The sequence below is a fragment of the Streptomyces achromogenes genome, assembly GCF_030816715.1.
In the GTDB taxonomy this organism is placed as follows: Bacteria; Actinomycetota; Actinomycetes; order Streptomycetales; family Streptomycetaceae; genus Streptomyces; species Streptomyces achromogenes_A.
In genome coordinates this window covers 2,796,558-2,812,472 of record NZ_JAUSYH010000001.1, presented here as the reverse complement: position 1 = coordinate 2,812,472, position 15,915 = coordinate 2,796,558, and the positions used below count along the sequence as shown (strand labels likewise).

The following is a 15,915-nucleotide window of genomic DNA, read 5'->3' as shown; positions in this document are numbered from 1 at the left end:
AGTGCTTCTGAAAACTTTCGGCTGGTCGTTCGCGATCACCGCGCTCGGCCTGGTCGCAGCGGCCTTCTACGGGGGGTGGGAGGCCCTCGGCATCGTCGCGATCCTCTGCATCCTGGAGATCTCGCTGTCGTTCGACAACGCGGTGGTCAACGCCGGGATCCTGAAGAAGATGAGTGCCTTCTGGCAGAAGATCTTCCTCACCATCGGCGTGCTGATCGCCGTCTTCGGCATGCGGCTGGTCTTCCCCGTCGTCATCGTCGCCATCAGCGCCAAGATCGGTCCGATCGACGCGGTCGACCTCGCGCTCAACGACAAGGACCAGTACCAGCAGCTGGTCACCGACGCCCACCCGTCGATCGCCGCGTTCGGTGGCATGTTCCTGCTGATGATCTTCCTCGACTTCATCTTCGAGGACCGGGACATCCAGTGGCTGCGCTGGCTCGAGCGCCCGCTCGCCAAGCTCGGCAAGGTCGACATGCTGTCGGTCTGCATCGCGCTGGTCGTCCTGCTGATCACCTCCTTCACCTTCGCCACCCACGCCCACCAGCACGGCGGGGCGCACGTCGACAAGGCGCAGACGGTCCTGATCTCCGGCATCGCCGGCCTGATCACGTACATGGTCGTCGGCGGTCTCTCCGGCTACTTCGAGGACAAGCTCGAGGAAGAGGAGGAGCGGGAGCACGAGGCGGAGGAAGAGGCCGCGCGCAGCGGCAAGCAGCGCCCGGCGATCGTCCTCGCCGGCCAGGCCGCGTTCTTCATGTTCCTCTACCTCGAGGTCCTGGACGCGTCCTTCTCCTTCGACGGAGTGATCGGCGCCTTCGCCGTCACCAACGACATCGTCCTGATGGCCCTCGGCCTCGGCGTCGGCGCCATGTACGTCCGGTCCCTCACCGTGTACCTGGTCCGCCAGGGCACCCTCGACGACTACGTCTACCTGGAGCACGGCGCCCACTACGCGATCGGCGCCCTCGCCGTGATCCTCATGGTCACCATCCAGTACCAGATCCACGAGGTCATCACCGGCCTCGTCGGTGTCCTCCTGATCGCCTGGTCCTTCTGGTCCTCCGTACGCCGCAACAAGGCGCTGGCAGCGGCAGAGGGAAAAGCCACGGCCCCGGACGAGAAGACTGAGGTCCCGTCCGGGGTGTGATCACCTTCTGCGGGAGGAACGCTCTGAGCGGGGCGGCCGGTGAGGAAACTGTCCTCCACGGCCGCCCCGCCGGTTTTCATCGTGGACGTGGGGGCGGGGAATGGGCATCTTCGACGGGCTGCTGGGCAGCCGCGCGACCGACTTCGACTCGGGCAACGCGGCCACGAACGCGATCGAGCTGACCAAACGGCACAGCCAGGTCTCCCTCACCAAACAGGGGGCCGCCACCGGCAACCTGCGCGTCAACCTGGCCTGGCGGATGCGGACGTCCGACATCGGCGGCCCGCAGCGGGAGAGTCTGCTGCGCCACCCCTTCAAGGCGCTGCGGCCCCCGGAGGTCGTCGGGCACAGCCAGAGCATGGTCAACGTCGACCTCGACCTCGGCTGCCTGTACGAGCTGGCCGACGGCACGAAGGGCGTCGTGCAGCCGCTCGGCGGACTGCTCGGGGACGTGAACGCGGCGCCGTACGTGAAACTCAGCGGCGACGACCGGTTCGGGTCGGCGTCCGGCGAGACGATGTACGTCAACCTCGACCACCGGGACGAGATCAAACGACTGCTCGTCTTCGTGTACATCTACGACCAGACGCCGGCCTTCGACCGCACCCACGCCATCGTCACGCTGTACCCGAGCAATGGGCCGCGGATCGAGATCGGCCTCGACGAGCGGCACCCCGAGGCCCGCTCCTGCGCGGTGGTGATGATCGAGAACGTCAAGGGGGAACTGATGGTGCGACGCGAGGTGCGGTTCGTCTACGGCTTCCAGGCGGAGCTGGACCGGCTGTACGGCTGGGGGCTGCAGTGGGGACGCGGTTACAAGACGAAGGCCGAGCGGTAGGGGACGGCCCCCTGGGGCCCACCCGGAACCCTCGGCCGCTCGGCGTCCTCCGCGTCCTCGGCGCCCTCAGCGTCCGACGAACTGCGGTCCCTGCGGCGGCAGCCGGAACGAGCCGTCCGGGTAGCCGTAGCCGTAGGTCGGCAGGCTGGCCGGGTAGCCGTAGGCCGGCGGCTGCTGCGGGACGGCCGACGTCGGCCGCTCCGGCGGCAGCGGCTGCGACAGGCTGGGCGTCCGCGGAGCCGGCGTGGCGGCCTCGGGGACGTCGGCCTCCTCGGACTCGTCGACCGAGATGCCGAAGTCGGTGGCCAGCCCCTTGAGACCGTTGGAGTAGCCCTCGCCCAGCGCGCGGAACTTCCAGCCCTCACCGCGCCGGTACAGCTCGCCGCAGATGAGAGCCGTCTCCTGGCCCGTCTCCGGGCGGATGTCGAAGGTGGCCAGCGGCTCGCCGTCGGTCGTCGCGTCGTACAGCGCGATGGTGAGGGAACGTACGCGGTCGAAGGTGACGCCGTCCGCCGAAGCGGTCAGGAGAATACGGCCGACGCCGGACTCGACACCGGACAGATCGGTCTGGATCGTGTCGGTGAGGCCCTCGGCGACCCGCTTCTTGCCGAGCCGCCACACCTTCCCGGAGGGGTGCCGGGGCTGGTTGTAGAAGACGAAGTCCTCGTCGGAGCGCACACGACCGTCGAGACCGAGGAGCAGCGCGGAGGCATCGACGTCCGGGACCCCCTGCCCGGGGGTCCAGCGCAGCACGGCGCGCACCGTGGTGGCTTTCAGCGGGACGTTCGACCCCTTCAGCATCGCGTGCGTCATGCGGTCATCCTGCCTTCTCGGGCCTGCTCACGACAACGCGGGGTACTCGGCGACCTACAGGGTCGAGTTACCTGAAATTCATGCCCTGGGGGAACCTGGGACATGGATCCCTACGTACTATTACCGGCCACCTCTTGCCGAATCCATGCCATACCTTGCACCACGGGGGAGATTTATGCGTCATTTCGGGCACCTCGCCCCTGAGGTGCGACAGCGCCTCTTCCACCGGGAGCCGTGCGTCTTCACCGCGGACTCGCCGGCCAGGCTGCTCTCCGCGGCCCTGGGCGCCACGCTCTACAGCCCGGCCACCCGGCCCCGGCTGGCGGACGACGTCGTCAAGCAGACCGGGCGCGGCGTGGTGTCGATGGTGCTGTGCCTGGAGGACTCCATCGGCGACGAGGACGTCGCGGCCGGCGAGGAGAACCTCGTCCGGCAGTTCGCCGAGCTCGCGCAACGGCCGGGCGGCGAGCTGCCGCTGCTCTTCATCCGGGTGCGCACGCCCGAACAGATCCCCGACCTGGTCCGGCGCCTCGGCGGCACCGCGGGGCTGCTCAGCGGGTTCGTGTTCCCGAAGTTCACCGAGGAGCGCGGCATCCCGTTCCTGGAGGCGCTGGCCGGCGCGGAGGCGGCGAGCGGGCACCGCCTGTTCGGCATGCCCGTGCTGGAGACGCCGGAGCTGATGTACCGCGAGTCGCGGGTGGACGCCCTGGAGGGCATCGCCCGCGCCGTCGACAAGTACCGCAGCCGGGTCCTCGCGCTGCGCCTCGGCGTGACCGACTTCTGCTCCGCGTACGGACTGCGCCGAGCGCCCGACATGACCGCCTACGACGTCCAGATCGTCGCCTCGGTGATCGCCGACGTGGTGAACATGCTGGGACGGGCCGACGGCAGCGGGTTCACCGTGACCGGGCCCGTGTGGGAGTACTTCCGGGTTCCCGAGCGCATGTTCAAGCCGATGCTGCGGCACAGTCCCTTCCTGGAGGGGCAGGCGGTGGAGCTGCGCGAGAGACTGATCGAGCACGCGATGGACGGTCTGCTGCGCGAGATCTCCCTCGACCAGGCCAACGGCCTGCTCGGCAAGACCTGCATCCACCCCTCGCACGTGCCGGCCGTGCACGCACTGTCCGTGGTCAGTCACGAGGAGTACAGCGACGCGGCGGACATCCTGCGGCCGGAACGCGGCGGCGGGGGTGTACTGCGGTCGCAGTACACGAACAAGATGAACGAGGTGAAGCCGCACCGCGCCTGGGCCGAGCGCACCATGCTGCGCGCGGAGGTCTTCGGCGTCGCGCACGAGGACGTCAGCTTCGTCGACCTGCTCGCAGCCGGCATTCCCGGCTAGGGTCTTCCGTTTGGGTCAGGCCCGCGAGCCCGGCCTGACCCAAACGAAAGACCCTATACACACCTCACGATCTAGGGACGCATGAGAAACGCAGTGAACAACGGGGTCTGGTCCGGGACCTGGGTCGCCGAGCGGCTCGGCCTGGAACTGGTGGGGGACGACGCGCTGCCGGAGATGCTGGGGCTGGCCCTGCGCCGCAACCCCAAGCGGGCGCATCTGCTGGTCTCCCACGTCCTGGGCAAGCACGTCCCGCAGTCACCGGCGGTCGTCCACGGCCACGGCCTCGCCCTCGGCCGCCGGGTGCGGGAGCTCCTCGGCCCCGAGGAGGCGGCGAAGGCGGTCGTCCTCGGCTACGCGGAGACGGCCACCGGTCTCGGCCACTGCGTCGCCGACGGCGTCGGCGTCGCCCCGTACCTGCACTCCACCCGGCGTCCGGTCCCGGGCGTCGCGACGGCGGGCGGCTTCGAGGAGTCCCACTCCCATGCCACCTCCCACCTGCTGCTGCCGGAGGACCCGACGCTGCTGGTCGGCGACGGCCCGCTGGTGCTGGTGGACGACGAGTTCTCCACCGGCAACACGGTGCTGAACACGATCCGGGACCTGCACGGGCGCTATCCGCGGGGCCGGTACGTCGTCGTCGCCCTCGTCGACATGCGCTCGGCGGCCGACGCGGGCCGCCTCGACGACTTCGCCCGCGAGATCGGCGCCCGGGTGGACCTGGTCGCCACCGCCTCGGGCACGGTGCTCCTGCCGGAGGGGGTGCTGGAGAAGGGCCAGGCCCTGGTCGCCCGGCACGAGGCCGAGGCCGCCGCGAACGGTGAGCGGTCGGCCGCGGGTTCGTCGGGGCCGGTCGCGCAGTTCCCCGCGCCCCTTGAGGACGTTGCGGCCGAGGCCCGCTGCGACACCCCGGGCGCGCACCCGGCAGCCGACCGCACCGGGCAGACGCCTGCCCGGGGCACCGCGACCCGCGTGGACCTGCACTGGCCGCGCGGCCTGCCCGACGGCGGCCGGCACGGGTTCACCCCGGCCCACCGGGACCGGCTGGAGGCCGCTCTCCCCGCCATGACGGCCCGCCTCGCGGAGGCGATACCCGTCGACGCCCAAAGCGTCCTCGTCCTCGGCTTCGAGGAGCTGATGTACACCCCGCTGCGGCTGGCGCGGGAGCTTGCGGAGACCGTGCCCGCAGAGGTGCGCTACTCGACCACCACCCGCTCGCCGGTCCTCGCGGTCGACGACCCCGGCTACGCGATACGCAGCCGAATCGTTTTCCCCGCCCACGACGACCCCGCCGACGGCCCCGGCGAGCGCTATGCCTATAACGTCGCAGGCGGCGGCTTCGACGCCGTCGTCGCCGTGGTGGACTCGGTGGCGGACACCCCGCTGCTGCACGCCCCCGACGGCCTTCTGTCCCGGCTCGCCGCGCACACCCCGCACGTCGTCCTCGCGGTCGTCCCCTCGTACGTCCCCGAGCCGCTGTACGCAGCCGCACTGCCCGAAAAGAGACGCCTCATGCTGCCCGAGCCCCTTCGCGGCCCCGCCTTCTCGTCGTACGCGCCCGAGGAGGTCGGCTGGCTGCTCCAGGACCTCTCGGACGTGACGCTGGAGGCGCCGACCGAAGAGCGGGAGGAGGCCATCCAGAGCGGCGGCGCGCACTACGCCGAGTCGCTGCCCGTCGAGTACCAGCCCAGCGAGCAGTACCAGGAGCTGTTCCACGCGGCGCTTCAGACCTCGGCGGAGCGGATCGCGCAGGCCGTGGGCGTCGTCACGGAGACCGTGATCGCCGAACGGTCCCCGCGGCCCGTCCTCGTCTCGCTCGCCCGCGCCGGGACCCCGGTCGGCGTGCTGATGCGCCGCTGGGCGCGGTTCCGGCACGGTCTCGACCTGCCGCACTACGCGGTGTCGATCGTGCGCGGCCGGGGCATCGACGCCAACGCGCTGCGCTGGCTCGCGGCCCATCACGACCCGCGGGACGTCGTGTTCGTCGACGGCTGGACCGGCAAGGGCGCGATCACCCGCGAACTGGCCGCGGCGATCGAGGAGTTCGAGGCGGGCGGCGGTGCGGCCGGCTTCGACCCGGAGATCGCGGTGCTGGCCGACCCGGGGTCCTGCGTGCGGACGTACGGCACCCGCGAGGACTTCCTCATCCCGTCCGCCTGCCTCAACTCGACCGTCTCGGGCCTGATCTCACGGACCGTCCTGCGCGCCGACCTGGTCGGGCCGGACGACTTCCACGGCGCGAAGTTCTACCGCGAGCTCGCCGGCGTGGACGTCTCGACGGACTTCCTGGACGCCGTGGCCGCCCGCTTCCCCGAGGTCGCGGAAGCCGTCGGCGGCGCGGTGAAGGAGCTGCTCGCCGGTGACCGCACGCCGAGCTGGGAAGGCTGGGCGGCGGTCGAGCGGATCAGCGAGGAGTACGGCATCCACGACGTCAACCTGGTCAAGCCCGGCGTCGGCGAGACCACCCGGGTGCTGCTGCGCCGGGTGCCGTGGAAGATCCTGGCGCGGGCCGGGGCGGGCGCCGACCTGGACCACGTACGGCTGCTCGCCGGACAGCGAGGGGTCCCCGTCGAGGAGGTCGGCGACCTGCCGTACACCTGCGTGGGGCTGATCCACCCGCAGTTCACCCGCGGCGCGACCGGCGCCGACGGCAAGGCGGTGACGGTCTGATGCCGGTTCTGGTGGCGAGCGACCTCGACCGTACGCTCATCTACTCGGCGGCGGCGCTGGCGCTGACCATGCCGGACGCCCGGGCGCCGCGGCTGCTGTGCGTGGAGGTGCACGAGGCGAGACCGCTGTCGTTCATGACCGAGACGGCGGCGCAGCTGCTCACCGACCTCGGGGACGCGGCGCTGTTCATGCCGACGACGACCCGGACGCGCAAGCAGTACCAGCGCATCAACCTCCCCGGGCCGCCGCCGAAGTACGCGGTCTGCGCCAACGGCGGCCATCTCCTCGTCGACGGGGCGACCGACCACGACTGGCACGCACGCGTGCTGGCGCGGCTGGCCGACGAGTGCGCGCCGCTCGCGGAGGTGCAGGAGTACCTGGCGAAGACGGCGGACCCGCTCTGGCTGCGCAAGCAGCGGGTCGCCGAGGACCTGTTCGCCTACCTCGTCGTGGAGCGCGAGCTGCTGCCGGAGGAGTGGGTGAAGGAGCTGGCGGCCTGGGCGGAGAACCGCGGCTGGACCGTGTCGCTCCAGGGCCGCAAGATCTACGCCGTGCCGAAGCCGCTCACCAAGAGCGCGGCCGTGCGCGAGGTGGCCCGCCGCACCGGCGCCGAACTGACGCTGGCGGCGGGAGACTCGCTGCTCGACGCCGACCTGCTGCTGGCCGCGGACCGCGGTTGGCGTCCGGGCCACGGCGAGCTCGCCGACGCGGCCTGGGCGGCCCCGCAGATCACCGCCCTTCCGGAGCGCGGCGTGCTGGCCGGAGAGCGCATTCTGCGGGAGTTCCTCAGGGACTGCCGCGGAACCCGGCCCGCGTAAAGGGCTGCCGCGGCACATGGCCGACGCAAAGGGTTTCCGTCGGTAACACGGTCAGGAGCAGCAGCCCCCGCCGCAGCAACCGCCTCCGCCCCCGCCGCCCGCTTGTGGCGCGGGGGCGGATTTCGTGCCGCCGACGGCCACCGTGGACAGAAGTTTGACCGTATCGTCGTGCCCGGCGGGGCAGTCCGCGGGGTCGGCGGACTGTGCCATGGGACGGCTCAGTTCGAAGGTGTCGCCGCAGGTCCGGCAGCGGTACTCGTAGCGAGGCATGCCGTCAGACTAAGCCCCTATGCTCGGAGACGGTGTCAGCAGTTTTAGCTCTGTTCACTTCTGTCACTTTCTTATGTGGAGAACTTGCGAAGAGCGCTGGTAATTTGAGAGCGCCGCGCTGAACCCCGAGGTCGAAGGGTTCACTGTTTGCGGCCGCGTCAACGGCAACCATGTCAGGCCCTCGGAAGTCTGTACGTCTGCCTGCGAGCAATACGGAGTGCGGGAGGGAGACGGGTCGTGACCCAGGCGGGGCAGGGGGAGGAGCCCCAAGAGCCGGATGCCACCATGCAGTTGAAGGTGCCGGCCGCTTTCCAGGCGGACGAGACCATGCAGCTGCGCGTGTCGGACATACCGGTCGAGCCGGATATGTCCCAGGGGGAAGCCGACGACGGGGCACGCTCGTCGAAGAATCGGCGCAAAGCCCCCCGGCCTCCCCTGCGTGTCCGTATTTCTGCCGCTCTGGGCCCTCGGCTCGCCCCGCTCCTCGCGGTGCTGGCGCCATATGTGTCTCGTATCACTCCGTACGTCCGCAGACTGCGTCCGCAGTACCCGCGGCCCGGCCGTGACGACTGGCGGCGCTGGATACCCTCCTGGCGGCAATGGCTCGGCGGGGTCCTCACCTCCATAGGCCTGAGCAGCATGTTCCTGGTCGTCGCCTACGCCGCCACCGACATCCCGGACAATCTCAACACGTACGCCACACAGCAGGACAACGTGTACTTCTGGGCCGACGGGACGCCGATGGCCCGCACCGGCTGGGTGCAGCGGCAGGCGATGCCGCTGAAGGACATCCCCGAGGACGTCCGCTGGGCCGTGCTCTCCGCGGAGAACGCGAGCTTCTACAGCGACCCCGGCATCTCCTTCAAGGGCATCAGCAGGGCCCTGTTCCGCACCATCGGCCAGGGCGACACCCAGGGCGGCTCCACGATCACCCAGCAGTACGTGAAGAACGTCTACCTGAACCAGAACCAGACGATCAGCCGCAAGTTCACCGAGGCGATGATCTCCCTCAAGCTCGACAACCAGATGAGCAAGGACGACATCCTCGAGGGCTACCTCAACACCAGCTGGTTCGGCCGGGGCACCTACGGCATCCAGCGCGCCGCCCAGGCTTACTACGGCAAGGACGTCGGCGAGCTCAACGCCAGCGAGGCCGCGTTCCTCGCCTCGCTCCTCAAGGGCGCCGGCCTGTACGACCCGACCCTCAACTCGGCCAACCGCGCCCGCGCCGTCGAGCGCTGGTCGTGGACCCTGGACCGGATGGTCGAGATCGGCAAGCTGTCGAAGGCCGAGCGCGCCACCTACACGAAGTTCCCCGAGCCGCTCAAGGCCAACCCGCTGTACGACACCGGTGAGCAGAGCGACTACCTGGTGGAACTCGCCGCCCAGTACGCCAAGAAGGCCGGGAACATCTCCGACAAGGACTTCGACCTCGGCGGCTACCAGATCTACACGACCTTCGACAAGAAGCGCGAGGCCCAGCTCACCGAGGCCGTCACCAAGGCCCGCGACAAGGCCCTCAAGGACGATCCGAAGAACGCGAAGGCCGCCCACTACGGCGCTTCCTCGGTGGCCGCCGACGGACGGATCCTCGCCGTGTACGGCGGCCCCGACCACCGCACGCAGGGCTACAACGAGTCCAACGCCACCACCGTCCCGGCCGGCAGCGCCTTCCTGCCGTTCGTCTACGCGGCCGGGCTCGAGCACGGCGTCCACAAGTCCCGCGACGGAGCCACCACGCCCGTCACCGGGGAGTCGCTGTACGACGGCAACGACAACGTGCCGGTGAAGACCCCCGAGGGCCCCTACTGGGACCGCAGCGGCAAGCAGGTGGCCGCGAAGAACGACGGGGGGAGGTCCTACGGGCAGATCTCCCTGCACCGGGCGCTGGCGCAGTCGGTGAACACGCCGTTCATGCAGCTCGGCATGGACACCGGCCTGGACCTGGTGCGCGCCACCGCAGAGAAGTCCGGGCTGCTGCCCTCCAGCTTCGGGGCGCAGGTGCCGGCCCTGACCATGGGCAGCGCCACGCCCAGTGCGATCCGCATGGCCAGCGGCTACGCCACCTTCGCCGCGGACGGCAAGCACACCGAGCCGTACTCGGTGCGGCTGATCACCAAGAACGGCACCAAGGCCGTCCTGGACACCCCGACCGCCGACCGGGCGATCAGCCCGCGCGTGGCCAGGGAGGTCAGCTCCGCGCTCGCCGACTCCTTCCGCACGGCCCACCCCGGCGACACGCCCGCCACGCCTTCCCGGGTGGCCGGGAAGGCCGGCACCACCCAGGGCGACACCGCGGCCTGGTTCGTCGGCACCGCCAAGTCCGTGTCCACGGCGGTCGTCGTCTACCGCATCGACCTCACCAAGAGCCTCGAACCGCTTCCCCTGAAAGGCATCGCAGGAACGTCCCAGAAAAGCGTCCCGTACGGCATCTGGTCAGGTGCCATGAGCCCGCTCGGCTGACCACCGAGCAGGCCGCCCGCGTCCCCAGAATCCGGAGAATGAGCCGCACATGAAGTCACCGTCGGGCCGCCGCCGCAAGGCCCCGGCAACAACGCGCCGCCCCGCTGCCACGCACCCGGGGTTCCTGACGCTGGCGGCGCTGCTCGTCGTCGCGTCCCTGGTGGCCGGGTATCTGGTGCTCAACCGCACGGCGAACACCGAGCCGACCGCGTCGTCCGGGGACAGCAAGAAGGCGTCGGCGGGGGCCACCGAGGAGCCGGCGTGGGACGGCAAGACGCATGTCCTGGGGGACGGATCCACCTCGTACACCGGTCCGCAGACGGGCGGGCTGAAGGCGGTCCCGCTCAAGCCCGGGGAGAAGCCGCCCCAGTTCGTGGTCTTCTCCTGGGACGGCGCGCTCATGGGCGACGACGGTCTCTTCGAGCACTACCGGAAGATGGCCGAGCAGTACAAGGCGCACATGACCTTCTTCCTCACCGGCATCTACCTGCTGCCCAAGAGCAAGAAGGACCTGTACTCCCCGCCGCAGCACCCCAAGGGCTCCGCGGCGATCAGCTTCCCCACCGACGAACACATCCGCACCACGCTGGAGCAGCTCGGCGAGGCGTGGAAGGAGGGGAACGAGATCGGCACCCACTTCAACGGCCACTTCTGCGGCGCCAAGGGCGGCAAGGACTGGAGCGTCGAGGAGTGGAAGAGCGAGATCGACCAGTTCTACAAGTTCGTGGAGAACTGGAAGACCAACACCGGCTACCGGGACATCGCCCCGCTGCCCTTCGACTTCAAGAAGGCGGTCGTCGGCGGCCGGGCGCCCTGCCTGGAGGGTCAGGCCAACCTGCTGAAGGCCGCCAAGGGCTACGGCTGGCGCTACGACGCGTCCTCCGCCGGCGACTTCCAGATCTGGCCGACGAAGAAGGACGGCATCTGGGACTTCCCGCTGCAGATGCTCCCGTACGAGGGCGGCAAGTACCAGGGCCTGTCCATGGACTTCAACTTCCTGTACAACCAGTCCAAGGGGGAGGTCGAGGGCAACCCGGCCGAGTACCCGCAGTGGGAACAGGAGACCGCCGACGCCTACATGGCGGGCTTCAACCGCGTGTACTACGGCAGCAGGGCCCCGCTCTTCATCGGCAACCACTTCGAGGAATGGAACGGCGGCATCTACATGAAGGCCGTCGACCAGACCATCGAGAACGTGTGCACCAAGAAGGACGTCAAGTGCGTGTCCTTCAAGGAGCTCGCCGACTGGATGGACGTCCAGACGCCCGCCACCCTGGAGCGGTTGCGCACCCTGGACCCCGCACAGAGCCCGGACTGGTCGACGGTCGTCAAGTGACCGCCGGGGGACGGCGGGTGAAGTAACCAAACCTCAACCGCAACCCCCTTCACAACAGCCACACACCCCGTGCAAGGATGCCCTCCTCGGCATCCCATCGCCGGGGCAAGAGGGGAAACATCAGTGAAGTCAAGGAAATTGAAGGCGACACGCCGCCGCGTCGCGATACTCGGGGCCGCCGCCACCTCGGTCGTCGCCGGAGTGGCGTTGCTGCCCAACTGGTCCGCGGGCGCCGCGGTCGTCGACGACCCCAGGGTCGACGCCAAGACGAAGGCCACCTTCCAGAGGCTGGCCGACGCGGTCTTCACCGACCGTACCGACGCGCTGGTCACCGGCGCGCAGGGCGACCGGTCGAAGCCGCTGACCAACGGTTTCTCGGGCGACGTCAAGCTGAGCTCCGGCACGGCCCGCACGGAGGACGCGGCGCTGTCCAAGCTCGGCGAGCGCAAGGACAAGCTGGCGAAGGCCGGCGAGAAGTACAGCAAGGCCGTCACCACCGTCACCCTGAACGCCACGCGCGTGACGGGCCGCACGGCCAAGGCCGCAGTCACCGAGACGACGACCCTGACCTACGCCCAGACGCGCGGCAACGCCCCGAAGAGCACCGGGTTCCAGGCCAAGCACGAGCTGACGTTCAAGGCCGACCGGCAGGGCAACTGGCAGCTCACCACCATCCGGGACACCGACCAGGGTGGCCTCGCGGTGAACACGCTCTCCAAGCCGACGCCCACGGTGAAGGTGACGACCGCGGACGACACCATGCCGAACGCCCCGCGCGCGGCGACCACCCGCAACCCGGCCGCCGTCCCGAAGACCGGCACCGCCTACGACTACAAGGCGATGGCGGCCTACGCCGAGAAGTACGTGTACACGTACAACAAGGACTACCCGGACTACAACGGCCACGGCGCCGGCGGCGACTGCACCAACTTCGTCAGCCAGTCCCTCAAGGCCGGCGGCTGGAAGCACGTCCCGGGCTACGTGTACGACTACACCAAGTGGTTCGGCAACGCCGACATCCAGTCCGACTCGTTCGTCGGCGTCAACGAGTGGTCCTGGTTCGCCCAGAACTCCAAGCGGACCACCCCGCTCGCCAACGTCTACCAGCTCGAGGTCGGCGACGTCCTCCAGATGGACTTCGACCGCGACGGGTCCAAGGACCACACGATGATCGTCACCGCCAAGAGCAACGGCGTGCCGTACGTGACGTACCACTCGAACAACACCCTGCGCAGGTCGGTGGCGAGCCTCGTCGCCTCCTACCCGACGGCGTACTACTACGCCTACCGCACCTGATCGGGGCCCACCGCCCCCGATCCGTCCGGCCCGTCGCTCCCCGGGGTGACGGGCCGGCCCCGTCCCTCCTCGGGGTGACGGGCCCGCCAGTAAGGGTTGTCGTGCGGCAGGGCGGACCCCACCCTGCCGTACATCCCGAACACCATCAGCAGGATGCCGATCACAAAGCTGAGCATGCAGTTCTGGATCTCGAAGGCCAGGAAGTTGTAGTCCGTCTCCAGCAGGGCCATGTTCAGGAACCCGCTGAGGATGAACAGCACGCCGAAGACCATGTTCAGCGTGGACGCGACGTTCCCGCCGATCACCATTCCCACGACGAGCACCAGCCCCACCGCGACCGACAGCCAGCTCAGCGCGCCGTTGGTGTTGAGGCTCCACACCTCGTCCCCGCCGGTGTCGAAGAAGCCGATCCGGTCGATGATCCCGAAGACGCCGAAGACGATCAGACCCAGGCCCATCAGCCCGGCGCCGATCCGGTAGACCAGGTTCAGCCGGTGGTCGACGGGCAGATGGTCGTCGATCCTGATCCGCCGTTTCGAGCCGGAACGCAGCGCGTGCGTCGCCATCTCCGCCTCCCGATGGGTGAGACATATGGGTGAGGCATGCCGACAGAAGGACGTCACGTGCCCGGAATGTCCGCACGTGCCCTCGTCATCCAATATCCGCCCGTCGCGCGGCGGGGGCAATGTCAGTGCCCGGTGCCGCGCTCCTCGCGGATCCGGGCCACCGTGCCGGCGACCGCCTGACGCACGGCCTCCGTCTCGGTGAGGAAGTGCCAGTAGTCGGGGTGCCGGCCCTCCAGCGTGGCGATCGCCCGCTCCAGCCGCGCCACCGACTCGTCCAGTGGACGCGCGTGCCGGGGGTCGGGCGTGTTGCGCCCCGCCATGGCCAGCCGCTGGGCGTCCCGGATCGCGAACCGGGTCCGGTCGATCTCCGCCCGCGGATCCTTCTGCACCGCGTTCAGCCTGGTCAGCCGATCACCGGCGGCCGACACCGCCTCGTCCGTGGTGTTCAGCAGCGCCCGCACCGTGGACAGCAGCGCGGTGGCGTCCGGCCAGCGCTGCTCGTCCCGTGCGGCCTGCGCCTCGGCCAGCTTCTCCTCGGCCTGCCGGACGTTCTCCCCGGCCTGGTCGGGAACATGCTGGAGATCCTGCCAGCAGGCCGCCGTGAACCGCCGGCGCAGCTCGCTGAGCACCGGATCCACCTGTCCCGAGCGGGTCGTCAGCGCCTGCGCTCGGGTACGCAGCGAGACCAGCCGGTGGTCGATCTCGGCGGCCCGCTCCGGCAGCCGCCCGGCCTCCGCGCGGACCGCCTCCGCCTCCCGCGCGACCCGCTCGGCACGCTCCAGGGTCTGCGGCACCCCGTGCTTTCCCGCACCCTGGTTCAGCATCGTCAGCTCCGGCGCGAGCGCCGCCAGCCGGGTAGCCAGATCGTCGGCCCGCAGGCCGCTTCCCCGGGCCGCGTCCAGTGCGCCGGAGGCGGCCAGCAGCGCCTGCCGGGCCCGCTCCACGGCCGGCGCGAGCCGGGCCAGCTGCGTCTCGGCCTTGCCGAGCAGCGGGCCCAGTCCGGCGGCGAACCGGTCCAGCTCCTGCTTGACCCGGCCCAGCTCCTCCTTGGCGCGGGTCAGCAGGTCGCGCGCCTGGGCGGCCGCCGACGCCTCCAGGTCGTCCCGGTCGAGATCGTGGGCGTCCACCGCTTCGATGTACTGGTGGCTGGCCTCGTCGATGCGCCTGCCGACGGCCTCGAAGTCGGAGACCGCGCGTCTGGCGGCCGGCGAGTCGTCCACCGCTTTGATGGTCTCGATCGAGATGCGCAGATCCCGCTGGGCGCTGTCCAGTTCGTAGAACGCGGCGGCCGCCGCGTCCTTCGCGGCCTGGGCCTCGGCGCGCTGCTCCTCCGAGCGCCCGCCGAACCAGCGCCGGGTGCCGCCGCCGGCGAACGCGGCGGGCAGCGCCAGCGCGGCCGCCAGCGGGAGGGCGACGAGGATCAGGGAGTCCTTCAGCGCGGTGAGCGCGGGACGGTCCGCGCGCGGCGGCGACGGCGAGTACGGCCGTGCTGGTGTCGCCGTCACATCCCTCTCCCGTGCTGTGATCCACCCTGCCCGGTGTCATTCTCCCACCGGTTAAGGACGAACACACGGGCCGGTCAGTTCGCGTTCCGGACGGTGACTTTGCCGTCGGCGGTGCGCGCGTTCACCACATGGGCGCTGGACTCGTCGCGCGGCACGGACACGTCCACCCCGCCGTCGTCCGTCTCGGTCGTCACCCGGTACGAGGCCGCGGGCAGCGCGATGGTCACCGATCCGTCGTCGCTGACGGACTCCACCCGGTCCGGGACGGTGCTGAGGGTGAGGCGCACCGAGCCGTCCTGGGTGTGCGTGATCACCGAGCGAGAGGCGACCTCGGCGCGGACCGAACCGTCGTCCGTGCGCAGCTCCAGCGGCCCCGTGGAGTCGGTGACGTGCACGGAGCCGTCCTGGGCGTGCACGCTCAGCGCGTCCCGGAAACCGCGCGCCCGGACGCTGCCGTCGTCGTCCTCGACCTTCACGGCGATCCCCCGGGGCACTTCGATGCGGTGCTCGGCCGCGCAGTCGGCGACCAGGCCGGAGCAGTGCGTCCGCAGCGTCAGCCGGTCGTCCTTCATCGACCAGGTCACCTCCGGTTTCCCGCCGACGACGACCGAGCCCTCGAACCAGCGGGTGACGTCCACCTTGCCGGCCTCGGCGTCCTGCGACGCGACGATCTCGAGCGCCGAGTCGTCGGAGTCGATGGTGAGGGTGCCGCCGGAGATGCCGAACGTCCGGTGGTCGGGATGGTCGTCGTCCGCGGCGGAGGCGCCGCAGGCGGTCGCGCCTGCCGCGAGGGCCACGACGGCCCCGGCGACGAGGACCGAGCGGGCGAAACGGGTGGTGCGGACCATGGC

At 70.2% G+C, this 15,915-nt stretch carries 13 protein-coding genes; 8 read left to right on the top strand and 5 right to left on the bottom strand.

All coding sequences use genetic code 11. The features are described from left to right. The first annotated feature begins 1 nt into the window (after nt 1). Both QF032_RS12720 and QF032_RS12715 read left to right on the top strand, forming a co-directional pair. Nucleotides 2–1,150 carry a DUF475 domain-containing protein gene (locus tag QF032_RS12720; RefSeq protein WP_307042453.1) on the top strand — a complete coding sequence of 383 codons (1,149 nt, stop codon included), beginning with the start codon at nt 2–4 and terminating at the stop codon, nt 1,148–1,150. Between the two features lie 100 nt (nt 1,151–1,250). Next, the gene (locus tag QF032_RS12715; protein WP_306952751.1) at nt 1,251–1,988 is read left to right on the top strand and encodes a TerD family protein; all 738 of its coding nucleotides are present in this window, start codon (nt 1,251–1,253) and stop codon (nt 1,986–1,988) included. Nucleotides 1,989–2,054: 66 nt separating this feature from the next. On the opposite strand, the gene QF032_RS12710 is transcribed toward QF032_RS12715, so the two are convergent. After that, nucleotides 2,055–2,801 (bottom strand): TerD family protein, encoded by a 747-nt coding sequence (locus QF032_RS12710; protein ID WP_307042451.1) that lies wholly within the window; start codon nt 2,799–2,801, stop codon nt 2,055–2,057. Between the two features lie 175 nt (nt 2,802–2,976). Between QF032_RS12710 and QF032_RS12705 the strand changes: the two genes are divergently transcribed. The 3 genes from QF032_RS12705 to QF032_RS12695 all read left to right on the top strand — a co-directional run bounded on the left by QF032_RS12705 (nt 2,977) and on the right by QF032_RS12695 (nt 7,628). After that, complete coding sequence (locus QF032_RS12705; protein ID WP_307042449.1) at nt 2,977–4,143, top strand: HpcH/HpaI aldolase/citrate lyase family protein; 1,167 nt, start codon at nt 2,977–2,979, stop codon at nt 4,141–4,143. Nucleotides 4,144–4,224: 81 nt separating this feature from the next. Next, nucleotides 4,225–6,810 (top strand): phosphoribosyltransferase, encoded by a 2,586-nt coding sequence (locus QF032_RS12700; RefSeq protein WP_307056030.1) that lies wholly within the window; start codon nt 4,225–4,227, stop codon nt 6,808–6,810. Next, the gene (locus tag QF032_RS12695; protein ID WP_057583051.1) at nt 6,810–7,628 is read left to right on the top strand and encodes a hypothetical protein; all 819 of its coding nucleotides are present in this window, start codon (nt 6,810–6,812) and stop codon (nt 7,626–7,628) included. The genes QF032_RS12700 and QF032_RS12695 overlap by 1 nt, the downstream gene beginning before the upstream one ends. Nucleotides 7,629–7,679: 51 nt before the next feature. Here the strand turns inward: QF032_RS12695 and QF032_RS12690 are convergent, their stop codons facing one another. Continuing rightward, the gene (locus QF032_RS12690; protein ID WP_079041556.1) at nt 7,680–7,898 is read right to left on the bottom strand and encodes an FmdB family zinc ribbon protein; all 219 of its coding nucleotides are present in this window, start codon (nt 7,896–7,898) and stop codon (nt 7,680–7,682) included. A 285-nt stretch (nt 7,899–8,183) separates the two neighbouring features. Here QF032_RS12690 and QF032_RS12685 point away from each other — a divergent pair, with 285 nt between their 5' ends. The 3 genes from QF032_RS12685 (at nt 8,184) to QF032_RS12675 (ending at nt 12,993) form a co-directional block, all read left to right on the top strand. After that, complete coding sequence (locus QF032_RS12685) at nt 8,184–10,361, top strand: transglycosylase domain-containing protein (protein ID WP_307050061.1); 2,178 nt, start codon at nt 8,184–8,186, stop codon at nt 10,359–10,361. 49 nt (nt 10,362–10,410) lie between these two features. Beyond that, complete coding sequence (locus tag QF032_RS12680; protein WP_306952760.1) at nt 10,411–11,697, top strand: hypothetical protein; 1,287 nt, start codon at nt 10,411–10,413, stop codon at nt 11,695–11,697. A gap of 138 nt (nt 11,698–11,835) precedes the next feature. Beyond that, a complete protein-coding gene (locus QF032_RS12675) occupies nt 11,836–12,993 on the top strand; it encodes an amidase domain-containing protein (RefSeq protein ID WP_307056029.1) in 1,158 nt (385 codons plus the stop codon). Here QF032_RS12675 and QF032_RS12670 read toward each other — a convergent pair. The 3 genes from QF032_RS12670 to QF032_RS12660 all read right to left on the bottom strand — a co-directional run bounded on the left by QF032_RS12670 (nt 12,981) and on the right by QF032_RS12660 (nt 15,912). Next, nucleotides 12,981–13,559 carry a DUF4383 domain-containing protein gene (locus QF032_RS12670; protein ID WP_307042439.1) on the bottom strand — a complete coding sequence of 193 codons (579 nt, stop codon included), beginning with the start codon at nt 13,557–13,559 and terminating at the stop codon, nt 12,981–12,983. The two genes, QF032_RS12675 and QF032_RS12670, sit on opposite strands and share 13 nt — an antisense overlap. A gap of 122 nt (nt 13,560–13,681) precedes the next feature. After that, nucleotides 13,682–15,064, bottom strand: coding sequence for a hypothetical protein (locus QF032_RS12665; protein WP_307042436.1), 1,383 nt, complete (start codon nt 15,062–15,064; stop codon nt 13,682–13,684). Between the two features lie 74 nt (nt 15,065–15,138). After that, nucleotides 15,139–15,912, bottom strand: a complete 774-nt coding sequence (locus QF032_RS12660; protein WP_307042434.1) for a DUF4097 family beta strand repeat-containing protein — start codon at nt 15,910–15,912, stop codon at nt 15,139–15,141. Nucleotides 15,913–15,915: the final 3 nt, after the last annotated feature.